Raw genomic sequence first — 15,378 nt, forward strand, 5'->3', positions numbered from 1 at the left:
CAAGCGCCTTGTTGCATCGCAATAAACAATACTGAATCGCTTTCAATATTGTCTGGAATTGGCAGGGAAATTCTGTGCTTTGCTATGCAAAACGAAAGCGCCCCTGCTTCTCTTCAGGGGCGCATTGGTCTGCCTTACGGCAGACCCCGTCGACCGAAACCTTGGCCGGGCGGGGCAGGGAACGGGATCGAATGGTGTGGTTATTGGCGAAGCTGGAAGCCGGCGAGATCGAGCGGCGCGGGCGCCTTCGCCTTGGCGGCCTCGGGCAGGGCTGCGGTTTTCGCGGCGAAATCGATGCCGTCGCTCGGAGCGCGGGCCGCTGCAAGGGCTTCAGGTGTCGGCTTGGAGATGAAGACGACTGGAGAGCCGCCCATCCAGGCCTCGGTGCGAACCACCTTCCGCTGGCCATCGATGTCACGCACGACGATGGACTGTGTGCCGGGCGTGAGCTCCGGTACCACATAATCCTTCTTGACGGCTTCCGGCTTGAGCGCCGGGCAATCGGTGCAAACCTTGTCGATGATGCTGCCGCCGCCGGTTTCCGTCTTACTATCGATGGGCTGGATCGATGAAGCCATGGCCGAGCCAGCGGCCAGCACACATGCCAAAGTAAGAAAAAGGGGACGCATAACAAAACCACTCCGTCTTATATGGCGGAGAGATTAGCGCCGCTTTGTTTCCATCCCGTCAGGAGATTGGCTAAAAGTTTAGCGGAACCGCAGAAATCGGCACAAGCTGGCGTTTTTCGGTTCAAGCCTTTTCCCGTTCGATTGCGCGCCAGCCGATATCGCTTCGATTGAAACCATTCGGCCATTGCACCTCGGCGGCAAGCGCATAAGCGCGCTTTTGCGCGTCGCTGACGGTCTTGCCGGTCGCTGTGATGTTCAGTACCCGCCCGCCGGTTGCGACCAATGCACCATCCTTCACCGCTGTGCCGGCATGAAACACCTTCGCGCCGTCGCTGTCGGCGGGCAGAGCCGCTATCGGCGTGTTCTTAGCATAGGAGCCGGGATAGCCTTTCGAGGCCATGACCACAGTCAATGCCACGTCGTCGCTCCACTCGGCGCCCACTTGATCCAGCGTGCCGTTGGCGCAGGCAAGAAGCAACGGCAGCAGATCGCTCTTCAGCCGCATCATCAGCACCTGGCACTCCGGATCGCCGAAGCGGACATTGTATTCGATCAGTTCCGGCCCCTTGGCGGTGATCATCAGCCCGGCGAAGAAGACGCCGGAGAAGGGATGGCCGCTTTCCGCCATGCCGCGGATCGTCGGTTCGATGATTTCCTTCATCGTGCGCTCGACCATGTCAGCCGTCATGACCGGGGCGGGGGAATAGGCGCCCATGCCGCCAGTGTTCGGGCCGGTATCGCCGTCGCCGACGCGCTTGTGATCCTGGGCGGTGGCAAGAGCCAGCGCGTGCTTGCCGTCGCAAAGGCAGAAGAAGCTTGCCTCCTCGCCATCGAGATAGGCTTCGATCACCACTTCGGCGCCGGCCGCGCCAAATGCGCCTTCGAAGCAATCATCGACGGCGGCAAGCGCCTCCTCGACCGTCATGGCGACGGTGACGCCCTTGCCGGCGGCGAGCCCATCGGCCTTGACGACGATCGGGGCGCCCTGCGCACGAATATAGGCTTTCGCTTTCGGCGCATTGTTGAAACGCTGATAGGCGCCGGTCGGGATATCGTAGCGGGCGCAGATATCCTTGGTGAACCCTTTGGAGCCTTCCAACTGCGCGGCCGCGGCGGAAGGCCCGAACACGGCGATGCCCTCGGCGCGCAAACGGTCGGCAAGCCCGGCGACCAGCGGCGCTTCCGGACCGACGACAACGAAGTCGATGGCCTTTTCCTTGCAGAAGGAGACGATCGCGCCATGGTCTTCGACGTCGATGGCGGTAAGCGTCGCATGTTCGGCAATGCCTGGATTGCCGGGCGCGGCGTAGAATTCCGTCATCAGCGGCGATTGTGCCAGCTTCCAAGCCAGTGCATGCTCGCGTCCGCCCGATCCGATCAACAGAACTTTCATGGCTTGCCCTTCTCTAGAGCGATTCAGCGTTTCACGGAATCGCTTTCCCGCTCTATCCCTTTGTTTTACGCATTCCGGACGGAAAACCGCTTCGCACTTTTCCTGGAACGCTCTAACGTCTACTTGCGCGGTTAAGGGCCGTTGGACCAAAGGTCAAGCGGCAAATCCTGTGGAGGCCCAGGCTACAACATTGCCACGCCTTTTTGTGGCACTATGGTCCCCGCACTTTTATCAAGTTCAGAGAATCATATGGCCGCCGATATTCGCTCCCTTGCCGCTACCATCGCCACTGAGATCAATTCGCGTGCGGATCAGGCCAAGGCCGCGATCGAGCTTCTCGACGAAGGCGCAACGGTGCCGTTCATCGCCCGATACCGGAAAGAGGTGACCGGCGGTCTCGATGACGGTCAGTTGCGCACGCTTGCGGAACGCCTCGTCTATCTGCGTGAACTGGAAGCCCGCCGCGCGGCGATCGTCGAGTCGATTACCGGCCAGGGCAAGATGACCGACGAGCTGATGCGCAAGATCGCCGTGGTCGCCACCAAGGCCGAGCTGGAAGATCTTTATCTGCCCTACAAGCCGAAGCGTCGCACCCGTGCTGAAATTGCCAGGGAGCGCGGCCTCGGCCCGCTTGCCGATACCATTCTTGCCGATCGCTCGAAGGAGCCGGCGGCCCTTGCCGAGGGCTTCATCACCGCTGACGTACCCGACGTGAAGACGGCGCTCGAAGGCGCGCGCGACATCATCGCCGAAGGCATTGCCGAAAATGCCGATCTGCTCGGCAAGCTGCGCACCTATATGAAGACGAATGCTATGTTGAAGGCCAAGGTCGTCGACGGCAAGCAGGAGGCGGGGGCGAAATTCGCCGATTATTTCGACCATCAGGAACGTTGGGCCACCGCTCCCGGCCATCGTGCGCTCGCCATGCTGCGCGGCTGGAATGAGGAGATGCTGACGCTGACCATCGAGGTCGACGCCGATGCCGTCTCGCCGAACAAGCCGGTCGAGCGGATGATCGCAACGGCTTACGAAATCGGCACGAGTAAACCCGGTGACCGCTGGTTGACAGAGGTGGCAAGCTGGACCTGGCGGGTAAAGCTCTCCATGTCGCTGTCGCTCGACCTGATGCGAGAGCTGCGCGAACGCGCCGAAGAGGAGGCCATCCACGTCTTCGCCCGTAATCTCAAGGATCTTTTGCTCGCGGCACCGGCCGGATCGCGCGCGACCATGGGCCTCGATCCGGGCATCCGCACCGGGGTCAAGGTGGCCGTGGTCGACGGCACCGGCAAGTTGCTGGAGACGACGACCGTCTATCCCTTCCCGCCGAAGAACGACGTGCGTGGTACGCAGGCGACTTTGGCCGCACTCGTGCGCAAGCACAAGGTCGAGCTGATCTCCATCGGCAATGGCACGGGCAGCCGCGAGACTGAAAAGCTGGTGGCCGATATGCTGGCCGACCTGCCGGCACCGAAACCGACCAAGGTGATTGTTTCGGAGGCAGGCGCATCCGTCTATTCCGCTTCGGAAACGGCGGCGCTGGAATTCCCGGGTCTCGACGTGTCGCTCCGCGGCGCCGTCTCCATTGCTCGTCGCCTGCAGGATCCGCTGGCGGAACTCGTGAAGATCGAGCCAAAGTCGATCGGCGTTGGCCAATATCAGCACGACGTCGACCAGCAGAAGTTGTCGCGCTCTCTCGATGCCGTCGTAGAAGATGCGGTGAACGCGGTCGGTGTCGATCTCAACACGGCGTCCGCGCCGCTGCTTGCCCGCGTCTCCGGTTTAGGCCCGTCGATTGCCGACGCGATCGTCAAGCATCGCGACGGGGAGGGACGCTTCGAGACCCGCCGCGACCTCCTGAAGGTTGCCCGCCTCGGCCAGCGCACCTTCGAGCAATGCGCCGGCTTCCTGCGTATTCCCGATGGCAAGGAGCCGCTCGACGCCTCATCGGTGCATCCGGAAGCCTACGGCGTGGCCAAGCGGATCGTGGCCGCCTGCGGCCGTGATCTGCGCAGCCTGATGGGGGATGCCGCCGCGCTGAAAGCGGTCGATCCGCGCCAGTTCATCGATGAAAAATTCGGCCTGCCGACGGTGCGCGATATCCTCGCCGAACTGGAAAAGCCCGGCCGCGATCCACGCCCGAGCTTCAAGACCGCGACCTTCGCCGAAGGGGTCAACGAGATCGGCGATCTCAAGCCCGGCATGTTGCTGGAGGGCACGGTGACGAATGTCGCTGCCTTCGGCGCCTTCGTCGATATCGGCGTCCATCAGGACGGCCTTGTCCACGTCTCGCAGCTCGCCGACCGCTTCGTGAAGGACCCGCATGAAGTGGTCAAAGCCGGCGATGTCGTGAAAGTGAAAGTTGTGGAGGTAGACGTCAAGCGCAAGCGAATCGGTCTCTCCATGCGTAAGGACGGCAGCGCCGTGGCGGCGACGCCTGCGAATCAAACGCGCGAAAAAAGTGGTGGGCACAACGCTGGCGGTAGGCGTGACAGCGGTCCGAAACCGGAGCAGCGGGGTAGCTTCGGTGCCGCTCTGGCGGATGCACTCAAGCGAAAATAAGTACTTAGCGAGACTCAGTGCAAGAATGCCACACTCCGGCGAGTTGTTGCCGGAGCGCCAACGAGTGCGAAAAGGTGCGCTTGCCACAATGATGTGACGCGCTAAAGTCAGAGTCGATATCATGTCATCATAGGCGAGGCGTCCATGGCGTCGGCACTCTTCTCGATTGTCAAAAAAATCGTCCGTAAAGGCTCTCTGAAACTTACACTGGCGTCCGGCGAGACGCACATGATCGGCGATGGGTCCGGCGAAACGGTTGCCGTCCGCGTCGCCGACCAACAGGCGGAGGACGCGATTGCCCGCGATCCGACCCTGAAGCTCGGCGAAATGTACATGGAAGGTCGGTTCATTCTGGAGCAGGGGGATATCTATGAATTCCTCTCGCTCGTGAAGCAGAATACCACCAACGAGATTTTTGACCTGCGCATGGCCGCACTCTTGGTCGGCCGCATCGCCTGGCAGCAGATCAAGAGCCGCGTGCCGATCAACCGCAACAGATACAATGTTGCGCATCACTACGATCTGTCGGCCAAGCTGTTCGATCTCTTCCTCGATGAGGACTGGCAATATTCCTGCGCTTATTTCGTCCCGCCTGGCATCAGTCTGGACGAAGCGCAACTGGCCAAGAAGCGCCATATCGCCGCCAAGCTCCTCGTCGAGCCGGGCCAACGCGTTCTCGAGATCGGCTCCGGCTGGGGCGGCATGGGCATGTATCTTGCCGAAGCCAATCCCGGCCTCGATTTTACCGGCATTACGCTCAGCGAGGAGCAGCTCAAAGTCTCGCGCGATCGCGCCGCCAAGCGTGGGTTGTCCGATCGCATGCGCTTCGAGCTTCAGGACTATCGCTATATGACCGGCAGGAAGTTCGACCGCATCGTCTCGGTCGGCATGTTCGAGCATGTCGGCATCGGCAACTATGGCAAGTTCTTCGGCAAGGTCTTCGAATTGCTCGATGATAACGGCGTCATGGTGCTGCACTCCATCGCCCGTCCGAAGCCGAGCTTCGCCACCAATGCCTTCATCGAGAAGTATATTTTTCCGGGCGGCTACATTCCATCGGTCGGGGAGGCCTTGGCGCCGCTGGAAAAGGCGGGGCTCATGGTCAAGGATGTCGAAATCCTGCCGATGCATTATGCCCATACGTTGCGGCACTGGCGCAATCGTTTCGTGGCACGCAAGGCCGAGGCTGTCGCGCTCTACGACGAGAAGTTTTTCCGCATGTGGGAGTTCTATCTGGCCGGCTCGGAAATGGGTTTCCGCTGGGATGAACTCTTCATCATGCAGATCCAGATTGCCAAGAATCAATTCGCTGTTCCCGACAACCGCAATTACATTGCCGAGCGAGAAGCAAAACTCAGGTTATTCGAATCGACCAGAGCGCCGCTGGAAAAGGTGACGTTCTAAAACGTTCGCCGCTGTTACACCGGGCATGGGTTTCCATGGCCCGGCGTTTTGATTTTTGCCTGCCGGATAGGACGGTGCCCATGTTATTTGACCATTTGAATGGTCAGATTCTCGCAATACCCATGATTGAATAGCCTGTGTCGGAATTAAATCACCGCGACACATCGGCGCAAGCTCGGATCCGATGAAATCGCGCCGAAAGTTTCGCCGTTAATCCCCTAAATCGGTCGCGTTTGGTTAAGAGAGCGGTAACGCGATCGGGATAGTTTGCGGCAACTCTGAGGGCGTGTTTGGCCCTTTGTATTGCGTATCATGGAGTTGCATTGTGTTTGGGAAATCGCGTCTGTTTTTCACTCTCGGCCTGTTCGTCGCCTCTTCGGGCGCCGCTTTCGCCGGGGACGGCCAGCACTTCTGGTCGGGTGACTGGTATCTAAGCGTCGGCGCAGCCGGTTTCACGGCGCCAAAATTCGAAGGTAGCAAACACAACAAGCTGCAATGGTCGCCGCTGATCTCCGTCGGCAAGCAAGGCCCAGGTCCGCGTTTCTCTTCGCGCAACGACAATCCCTCTTTTGCGCTGATCGATAATGATGGCATCCGGGCCGGTATCGTCGGCAAATTCGTGCCGAGCCGAGATTCCAGCGACGGTCATGAGCTGAAGGGCCTGAAGAAGGTCAAGTGGGGCGCCGAAGCCGGCGGTTTCGTCGAAGCCTATCCGACCGATTGGCTGCGTGCCCGTGTCGAAGTCCGTCAGGGCATCCGCGCCCATAGCGGCGTTGTCGCCGATGCCGCCATCGACGCCTTCACGGATATCACGCCGGAACTTCGCCTTTCCGGCGGCCCGCGCATGACGCTCGCTTCCCCCGACTATTTTGACACCTATTACGGCGTTAACGCCAAGGAGTCGGCGGCATCCGGTCTCAGCCGTTACAATCCGGGCGGGGGTATAAAGTCCGTCGGCGCCGGCGGTGCGCTGACCTGGAAGGCGACGCAGAACTGGACCACAAGCGCCTTTGTCGAATACAGCCGTTTGACCGGCCCGGCTGCCGACAGCAGCCTCGTACGCGAGCGGGGTGACCGCAACCAGTTGCTGGTGGGCGTCTCCGCCAGCTACAAGTTCAACTTCACGCTGAACTGAAAAGAGCGGGGTGGCAGCCCCGCCGCTTGACCGCGGGCGCCAGATATCACTACTAGTCGTCTATGCAAAAGACAGGCGACATCAATGGGCGCGTTGCAGACGCGCCCTCCGGCAACTGGGTTTACCGCATCCTGCCCCCAGCGCTTTGGCCCTATGCGCAGCTTGCGCGCTGGGACAGGCCGATCGGCTGGGAGCTTTTGATGTGGCCGTGCTTTTGGTCGGCCACGTTGGCGGCCAATGCAGCCCTGGCAACGGGTAAGGCGTCGCCCGGCTTTCTGCTGATCTACCACCTCTTTCTCTATTTCATAGGCGCCGTCGCCATGCGCGGTGCCGGCTGCACCTATAATGATCTGGTCGATCACGAGATCGACATGGAAGTGGCCCGCACGCGTTCGCGCCCGCTGCCCTCCGGCCGCGTCACACGCTGGCAGGCGAAGGTTTTCATAGCGCTGCAGGCATTGGTCGGCCTTCTGGTCCTGTTGCAGTTCAATTGGTTCAGCGTCGTTCTCGGCGTGCTGTCACTTGCCATCGTCGCGCTCTATCCCTTTGCCAAGCGCTTTACCGATTGGCCGCAATTCTTCCTGGGGCTGGCTTTTTCCTGGGGTGCGCTGATGGGCTGGGCCGGGCTGTTCGGCAGTCTGTCGTTTGCTCCCATCGTACTCTATGGCGCCGCCATCCTGTGGACGATCGGTTATGATACGATCTATGCCCATCAGGACAAGGAGGATGACGAGCTGATCGGCGTCCGCTCCACCGCCCGGCTCTTCGGCGACAAGACGCGCCTGTGGCTGGTTGGCCTTTACGGTGCGACGTTGGTTCTGATGCTGTTGTCCTTTGCGCTGGCGGGAGCAGGCTGGCTCTCCTATGTCGGCCTTATCGTCGCCGGCGGCATGTTCGCCTATCAGATCGCCGTGCTCGACATCAACGATGCGCAACAATGCATGATCCTGTTCAGATCCAACGGCAAGGTCGGCCTCATCATCTTCGCGGGCCTCTTCCTGTCGTTTCTATTTCTCGTTCCGTGATGAAAACGGGCCGCACAGCGGCCTTGCTGGCAGCGATGGGTGCTTAGCGTGGGATATGCATCCGGTTGGCTCAAGAGGCGGATATAGAGGCCATCAGCGCCGTGATATTGTCCGCTCTTCGCGAAACCAATTCGAAGGATTATTCGCCGGACATAATCTCCCGCGTTGCAGAGAATTTCACTCCTGCCGCTGTGCGAAAACTCTTGGACAGCCGGATTGTTTGCGTGGCGACGAAAGACGAAAATGTCGTTGGCACAGCCAGTCTCGATGGCGCGGTGATCCGCACTGTGTTCGTGTCCCCCTCGATGCAGGGACAGGGAGTGGGGACCCAACTGATGGCCGAAATAGAGTTGATAGCGCGTAATAATGGAATCGCGACTCTTGCCGTTCCCTCGTCCGTTACTGCGCAGGCTTTCTATGCCAAGTTGGGCTACAAGGCTATAAGAGATAACTTCCACGGGAATGAACGGACGATCGTTATGGAGCGTTCGCTAGAGCAATAGCTATATCGGTCGCAAGGCTGAACGTCCTGCGGCCGATCATAGGCAATATGCCGAGATTTCGATTCGGGTACTTTAGCTCCGCGCGATGATCTCGCGGCCTTCGATCTTCATCTTGACACCGAGCTTGCCTGTCGTGCGGCGCACGAGGAAGCGCGGCCGGCGATTGGCGAAATAGGAGTGACGGCGACGGGGCTGGAGGTCGCGGGTGGAGACGCCGCCGAGATGCTCTTCCAGCGGACGGGCCACACCGTCGGCTTCGATCATCATCATCGGAATGCGGAAGGCTTCCGACCATGAGCGCCAGTCGGCGGCGATGTCGCTCAAATCATGGGCGACGAGGAGGGGGATGCAGAGGTCGGGATCCTCATGATGCAATTCGAGCGTCACAGTGACTTCGCCGTCGCCATGGTCGATGGCGCGGGCGGCGACGCCCTTGAAGGCACGCTTCGGTAATGCGACCGACAGCGGCAGGCCGCTGGACGGCAATATTTTGCGCAGCACCGCGCCGCGCTCGTCGATCGTGATGGTGACATCACCCGCGGTACCGCGCATGGCGTAGCTGACCTGTTGCGGAAAGCGCGTCGGATCAAGCCGCAGTGTGGTTCCAGCCCAATCGGGCTTCAGGACGGTATTTGTCATCTAATCTCTACCCTTGCTTTACCTGAGAGCCGGTTTTCCGGTCTTCTTACGGAGAACTTCATGTCCTCTCGTTGGGTGCAGATTAGGCGGCCCCCCTTCCAGACAGCTTAAAAATCGCGGTTAAGAAAACTTTGCATCCTCAAATGGTTAGCAAAATCGAATGTGGCAGGGTTTCCATAAAGTGAATGCTCGACTGGCCGTCCCTGTCCCGATCTGACGCAGGCGGCGGAGGAAGTATTGTAAGTCTCGGGTAAGGTTTATCTGCGATACTGTCGGTAGATTCGTCTGCATATATTAGAGATTTATTGGGGTTCACGCTGATGATATCCACCTATCTTGGCTATTCGATCGCGACCCGGAGCATGGCGACGACGCTCAAACAGGTGGCAACGCAGCCTGAGAGCAAGCGTGAGATCGATTATTACAATGCCAATATTGGCAAGGTCACCAGCGTCGACGACTTCATGAATGACTATCAGCTCTATAGCTACGCTATGGAAGCCTACGGCCTTTCGGACATGACCTATGCCAAGGCCTTTATGAAACAGGTGCTGACCAGCGACCTCAGCGATTCCAGCAGTTTCGCAAACAAGCTGACGGATACGCGCTACAAGGAATTCGCCGCAGCGTTCAATTTCGGCACGAGCAGCTCCTCTTCGGCGCAAACCAGTGCGCAGGAAGACGATATGGTCGGCCTTTATAAGCAGTCGTTTACGACTGAAGAGACCAACGCCCAGACTGAAACAAGTTATTACAGCCAGCACATCAGCGACGTTAAGACCGTGGATGATCTCCTCGGTAACACGCGCTTGAGAAACTATGTGCTGCAGGCCTACGGCATCGACCCGACGAATGTGTCGAATACATTCCTCAAGAAGATGCTGACGAGCGACCTTAGCGATTCCAGCAGCTTCGTAAACCAGAACGGCAGCGCCGCCGACAAAGCGATCGTCGCCGAGTTCAATTTCAATGCCGACGGAACCGTGAAGACGACGACGGCGGACGCCGATACGACCTACTATCAAAACCAGATCGGCTCGATCACCTCCGTCGATGAGCTTACCTCCAATCCGAAGCTGTTCGACTATGTCAAAACCGCTTTCGACATCCCATCCTATATCACCGCCGCGCAATTCAATGCCTCGGCCGAGGATGCGAGTGTTGCGAAATCGAACGGCCTGACCAGTGTGCTGGCGCAGTTCAATTTCCAGTCCGACGGCACGGTTGCCAGCGGCGGGCAGGCGCAGACCGCCACTCAGCTCAGCACGACGACGTCAGCCTACGCGACCAATTATCCCGGCGGCCCGCAGACGCTCGGCCAGACGGCCGACGTCATGAGCGCTTACAATTCGACCGTTCCTTCATTCACGACCGATGTCGGCGCCACGGATAACGATCTTTATTATAAGGATCATATCGGCTCCATCACCTCGGTCGATGAGCTGACCTCGGACACCCGGCTCTTCAATTACGTCAAGACGGCCTATGGGATCGATGCGAGCACCCCCGCCATTGTATTCAAAAACGCGTTCGCCGACTCCACCACTGCCTCCATTTTCGGTCTCACCGATGTTGTTGCGGCCTTCAATTTTCAGTCCGATGGTACGCTGGCGTCAGGCGACGTGGCGCAATCTCAGGCTGAGATCGCCGCGGCGTCGACCGCCTATATGAAAAATTACACGACGTCGCAGTCGTCGCTGACGACCGACGCGGTCAACAACTACAAGACCCGCATCGCCAACGTGAAGACGATCGACGATTTCTTCAAAACCAACGCTGCCGCTGACAGCGATACGTCCAATGACGATCTTCCCGAACTCTACCAAATGGCGCTGCGCGCCTATGGTATCAGCCCGGATGAGATGTCGAAGACGCAGATGAAGAAGGTTCTCGAAAGCGATCCTTACGATTCGAAAAGCTATGTCAGCTCGCTCAAGGACGCCCGTTTCACCAATCTCGCCAAGGCCTTCAATTTCGATAGCAAAGGCAACTTGAAACAGCCTGTTCAGTCTTTGTCGCAGACTGAGATCAACAGCTACATCTCCAAATATTCCAGCAGCGTCACTACAGGGCTGACCGGTGCTCAGGAAACGAGGGCTTCGGATGACGCAAAGACTGCAGCTACCTATTTTGCGACCAATATTGTCAAGGTCACCAGTGTCACCGACCTTCTGGCCGACAGCAAGCTCACCGATTTCATCCTGACGGCCAACGGTATCGACCCGAAGAGCGTCACCACTGCGACGCTGAAGAAGGCCTTCGCCTCCGATCCGAGCGATTCCAAGAGCTTCATCAACACCGATGATGGCGCGCAGTTCAAGAGTATCGTCGAGGCGTTCAACTTCGACACGGACGGAAATCTGACGGATTCGAAACTGGGGACTGCGCAAAACCAGGGCGCGATCGACCAGACCAACGACCTCTTCCTGCACCAGACCCTCGAGGATCAGCAGGGAGAGAGCAACCCGGGCGTACGTTTGGCGCTTTATTTCCAGCGCAAGGCGCCGGACATCAATTCCATTTACGATATCATGAGCGACACCGCGCTCTATCAGGTCGTTACGACGACCTTCAACCTGCCGAGTTCGATCTCGTCGATGGATGTCGATCAGCAGGCCAAGCTGTTGGACAAAGTTCTCGATGTCAGCGATCTGAAGGACCCCGATAAGGTCACCAAGCTTCTGCAGCGGTTCTCCGCCATGTACGACATGGAGAACAATACGACCTCGTCGACATCGCCTGCCCTGTCGATCTTGACGGGTTCCTCGACCGTCGGCATCAGCGCCGATACGCTGCTGTCGATCGCTCAGCTTTCCAATAAATAGCGAGCCGTTCCGAAAAAATGATGGTTGCTTCGCGCCGCTTCGATGTGCGGCGCGAAGTCGTTGACGCGTCCGTTACGGAGGTGCCGGTGGGTCGCTTCGCAGGTTCTACCCCCGCCGAATAAGAGTGCATTCGACGCCGATAAGAAGGAACTTATTAACCGTCTTTGCCCTATTCGATTTGGGAAGCCATCGGCAATATCAATGACTGGGTTGCAGGTCTCATGCGTCTTTCTCGAACGAACATTTCGAATGCGGCAACCGGCTTCCTGCAGGAGGGAGAGCCGGACCCGGAGCAGGTTGCGGAAGAGGCCCGCCGGGCCGAGCAGATCGCCGCTCGCCGCGCTTTCCTGGAAGAAAAGATCCGCAACGCCCGCGAGGCAAAGCAGCGCGCGGAAGAACAGCGCCGCAAGGAAGAATTGCGGCTCGCCGAAGAGGCACGGCTGCGGATAGCCGCTGCGCCAAAGCCCGTCGTCGAAGCCTTGCAAACCAGCACGGCAGCGGGCGGCCCTATCATGCCCGTCACGCCGCATGGGATCTCGGCCGAGGAGCTTGCCTCACCCGGCTGGCAAAACGCCTTCCTGATGGGACCGAACGTCCGTTTCACCCGCACGCGAGAAGCCGAGATCATCAGCCGACGCCCGCCGGCGGAGCCTGCGCCCGCCCCGGCACCCGCGCCTGTCAACCAAGCCGCCATGCGCGTCATTGAGACGCCGGTCATCGAATCACAGGTCTCGATCGATAGTTCACAGATGGAACAGGCGGCCGATTTCCAACTGCCGCCTTGGGAAGACATGCCGTTCGCGGCTGAGACCTACAAGCCTACCGTAATTCAGAAATCTCCGGCGATGGAGCCGGACGCATTGGAGATGACCGTCATCGCTACCGCATTTCATAAAGCTCCAGCGATCGCGCTGGATGCCTCGCCGTCATTGCCGAAAATTGCAGAATCCGTTGCCGCGCCCATGGTCGAGTCGCGGCTCGTCAATCTCTCCGATTTCGCCTTCTGGGATGCCATGCCCTTCGAAAGCGAATTTCTTGCCGCCGTCAGAGGCACGCCGGTTCAGCCGGTAGTCGTTCCGGAGATCCAGTCTCGGGTCGAATCGATCATCGCGAAATTCCGCGTCGTCGAATGCCGCCGCCCTTCACCCGCCATGGCCTCATCGCCAGAAGCCGAGGTTTCGCCTGTTATAGCGGCCGGTGTCTCCGCCGAGCCTGCTCCGGCTGTTGAGCCGGCCCCCGTCGGCACATTCGTAATGGACGAGCTTGCCGCGCTGGAAGCCTTGGCACTGGCGCCGGCCGCGATCGAGGCTGTCGCGCCGACGATCACGGAATCAAAGGTGGCCGAACCCGCTGCGTTCGTTCCGCCCGCATTCGTCACCGCAGTATTCGCGAGCGAATCCCAGACCATCGTCGAAGCCAAACCGGTGCCGGCCGCGAGCTTGCCTTCTCCGGCTCCGGTCATGGTCGTCGCCCCGATGCCGGTTCGGAAGTCGGTGCCAGCCGCTGCCGCTCCCGTGGTCGAAGCAAAGCCGGTCATTCCCGCCGTCGAAGCCGCCAAGCAGCGATTGATCGATCCGCCGCCGTCGCAGATTACACCGCGCAGGCCTAACGCCTTGGCTCTCCCGGAGTGGCGGCCGATCGCCCCCCACGGTGAAGGTGAATATGAGCTGCCGCCCCGCGAACTGCTGCAGGAACCGGTCGCCCGGACCGGCGTGATCATGACGCAGGAAACGCTGGAGCAGAATGCCGGCCTTCTTGAAAGCGTGCTCGAGGACTTCGGCGTCAAGGGCGAGATCATCCATGTTCGTCCAGGCCCGGTCGTCACCCTCTATGAATTCGAGCCGGCCCCCGGTGTCAAATCCTCGCGCGTCATCAATCTCGCCGACGATATCGCCCGTTCCATGTCGGCGCTGTCAGCCCGCGTCGCCGTCGTTCCCGGCCGCAACGTCATCGGTATCGAACTGCCGAATGTCACCCGCGAGACCGTCTATTTCCGCGAGATGATCGATTCGCCCGACTTCGAGAAGAGCGGCTACAAGCTCGCCCTCGGCCTCGGCAAGACCATCGGCGGCGAGCCTGTCATTGCCGAACTCGCCAAGATGCCGCATCTGCTCGTTGCCGGCACCACCGGTTCAGGTAAATCCGTCGCCATCAACACCATGATCCTGTCGCTGCTCTATCGCATGACGCCGGAACAATGCCGTCTGATCATGGTCGATCCGAAGATGCTGGAACTTTCCGTCTACGACGGCATCCCGCACCTCCTCACCCCCGTCGTCACCGATCCCAAGAAGGCCGTGATGGCGCTGAAATGGGCCGTGCGCGAGATGGAGGATCGCTATAAGAAGATGTCGCGCCTCGGCGTCCGCAATATCGATGGCTATAACAGCCGCGTTGCTTCCGCCAAAGAAAAGGGCGAGACGATCCACGTCATGGTTCAGACCGGCTTCGACAAGGGCACCGGTGCCCCGATCGAAGAACAACAGGAAATGGACCTGACGCCGATGCCCTATATCGTTGTCATCGTCGACGAAATGGCCGATCTGATGATGGTCGCTGGCAAGGAGATCGAAGGCGCGATCCAGCGTCTGGCGCAGATGGCGCGTGCCGCCGGTATTCACTTGATTATGGCGACGCAGCGTCCCTCGGTCGATGTCATCACCGGCACGATCAAGGCGAACTTCCCGACCCGCATCTCCTTCCAGGTGACCTCGAAGATCGACAGCCGCACCATTCTGGGTGAGCAGGGCGCCGAACAACTCCTTGGCCAAGGCGATATGCTGCACATGGCCGGCGGCGGCCGCATCTCCCGTGTTCACGGCCCCTTCGTCTCGGATGAGGAAGTCGAAAAGGTCGTCGCGCATCTGAAGCTGCAGGGCCGCCCGGAATATCTCGATACGGTCACCGCCGACGAGGACGAAGAAGACGAGGAAGAAGATACGGCTGTCTTCGACAAGGGCGCGATTGCCTCCGAAGACGGTGACGACCTCTACGAACAGGCGATCAAGGTCGTCATGCGCGACAAGAAGTGCTCGACCTCCTACATCCAGCGCCGCCTGGGCATCGGCTACAACCGCGCCGCGTCCCTGGTCGAACGCATGGAAAAGGACGGCCTTGTCGGCCCGGCGAACCATGTCGGCAAGCGCGAGATCATCTCGGGCAACCGCAATGGTGGCGGAGCGCAGCCGAGCCATGAGGATTTTGATTGAGAAAATACCTTCTCCCCTCGGGGAGAAGGTGCCCAACAGGGCGGATGAGGGGGCCGA

10 protein-coding genes are annotated in these 15,378 nt (G+C 59.6%); 7 read left to right on the forward strand and 3 right to left on the reverse strand.

Going from position 1 to position 15,378, the window contains the following annotated elements; translation table 11 throughout:
- Nucleotides 1-200 precede the first annotated feature (200 nt).
- Nucleotides 201-629 carry a plant virulence effector HPE1-like domain-containing protein gene (locus QA646_RS02085; protein WP_283057307.1) on the reverse strand — a complete coding sequence of 143 codons (429 nt, stop codon included), beginning with the start codon at nt 627-629 and terminating at the stop codon, nt 201-203.
- A gap of 121 nt (nt 630-750) precedes the next feature.
- Nucleotides 751-2,022, reverse strand: a complete 1,272-nt coding sequence (purD, locus tag QA646_RS02090; RefSeq protein WP_283057308.1) for a phosphoribosylamine--glycine ligase — start codon at nt 2,020-2,022, stop codon at nt 751-753.
- Between the two features lie 249 nt (nt 2,023-2,271).
- Between purD and QA646_RS02095 the strand changes: the two genes are divergently transcribed.
- From QA646_RS02095 to QA646_RS02115, 5 genes are all read left to right on the forward strand, one after another.
- Entirely contained in the window at nt 2,272-4,581 is a 2,310-nt protein-coding gene (locus QA646_RS02095) for a Tex family protein (protein WP_283057309.1), read from the forward strand.
- Between the two features lie 144 nt (nt 4,582-4,725).
- Complete coding sequence (locus QA646_RS02100) at nt 4,726-5,985, forward strand: cyclopropane-fatty-acyl-phospholipid synthase family protein (RefSeq protein WP_283057310.1); 1,260 nt, start codon at nt 4,726-4,728, stop codon at nt 5,983-5,985.
- A gap of 325 nt (nt 5,986-6,310) precedes the next feature.
- Nucleotides 6,311-7,120 carry a MipA/OmpV family protein gene (locus QA646_RS02105; protein ID WP_283057311.1) on the forward strand — a complete coding sequence of 270 codons (810 nt, stop codon included), beginning with the start codon at nt 6,311-6,313 and terminating at the stop codon, nt 7,118-7,120.
- Between the two features lie 62 nt (nt 7,121-7,182).
- Nucleotides 7,183-8,145, forward strand: coding sequence for a 4-hydroxybenzoate octaprenyltransferase (gene ubiA, locus QA646_RS02110; protein ID WP_283057312.1), 963 nt, complete (start codon nt 7,183-7,185; stop codon nt 8,143-8,145).
- Nucleotides 8,146-8,210: 65 nt separating this feature from the next.
- Nucleotides 8,211-8,648: a GNAT family N-acetyltransferase gene (locus QA646_RS02115; protein WP_349254254.1), complete on the forward strand. Its 438-nt coding sequence runs from the start codon at nt 8,211-8,213 to the stop codon at nt 8,646-8,648.
- 72 nt (nt 8,649-8,720) lie between these two features.
- Here the strand turns inward: QA646_RS02115 and QA646_RS02120 are convergent, their stop codons facing one another.
- On the reverse strand, nt 8,721-9,287 hold the full coding sequence (locus QA646_RS02120; protein ID WP_283057313.1) for a DUF6101 family protein: 567 nt from the start codon (nt 9,285-9,287) through the stop codon (nt 8,721-8,723).
- Nucleotides 9,288-9,607: 320 nt separating this feature from the next.
- On the opposite strand from QA646_RS02120, the gene QA646_RS02125 reads away from it, so the two are divergent.
- The gene (locus QA646_RS02125; RefSeq protein ID WP_283057314.1) at nt 9,608-12,112 is read left to right on the forward strand and encodes a DUF1217 domain-containing protein; all 2,505 of its coding nucleotides are present in this window, start codon (nt 9,608-9,610) and stop codon (nt 12,110-12,112) included.
- 221 nt (nt 12,113-12,333) lie between these two features.
- Nucleotides 12,334-15,321, forward strand: coding sequence for a DNA translocase FtsK (locus tag QA646_RS02130; protein WP_283057315.1), 2,988 nt, complete (start codon nt 12,334-12,336; stop codon nt 15,319-15,321).
- The last annotated feature ends 57 nt before the right edge of the window (nt 15,322-15,378 follow it).

Source organism: Rhizobium sp. CB3090 (assembly GCF_029714285.1).
Classification (GTDB): Bacteria; Pseudomonadota; Alphaproteobacteria; order Rhizobiales; family Rhizobiaceae; genus Rhizobium.